Source organism: Exiguobacterium sp. s160 (assembly GCF_018617575.1).
Lineage (GTDB): Bacteria > Bacillota > Bacilli > Exiguobacteriales > Exiguobacteriaceae > Exiguobacterium > Exiguobacterium aestuarii_A.
In genome coordinates this window covers 1-370 of record NZ_JACSKK010000028.1, presented here as the reverse complement: position 1 = coordinate 370, position 370 = coordinate 1, and the positions used below count along the sequence as shown (strand labels likewise).

Annotated in this window: 1 protein-coding gene; it reads left to right on the top strand. The window is 49.7% G+C overall.

All coding sequences use genetic code 11. The features are described 5' to 3' along the window. On the top strand, positions 1-231 hold a 231-nt coding region (locus KNO86_RS14605), incomplete at its 5' end, for a flagellin (RefSeq protein ID WP_285800676.1). Positions 232-370: the final 139 nt, after the last annotated feature.

The window sequence follows — 370 nt, the reverse complement described above, 5'->3', positions numbered from 1 at the left end:
TCAGGAGAACGTTCGAAACTAGGTGCCACACAAAACCGTCTCGAGCACACGATCAACAACTTGAGCACGTCAGCCGAGAACCTCCAAGCTGCTGAGTCACGCATCCGTGACGTCGACATGGCGAAAGAGATGATGAACTTCACGAAGAACAACATCTTGAACCAAGCAGCGCAGGCGATGATGGCCCAATCGAACCAACAGCCGCAGGCTGTGCTCCAGCTTCTTCGTTAAGCGATAAGTCAATAAACTAAGACGGCCAAAAGGACTTGGTCGAATCACATCTATGGAGGGAACTTAACATGATTATCAATCACAACCTTAACTCAATGAACGCACACCGCAACATGTCATTCAACACGGCGCAGACGGG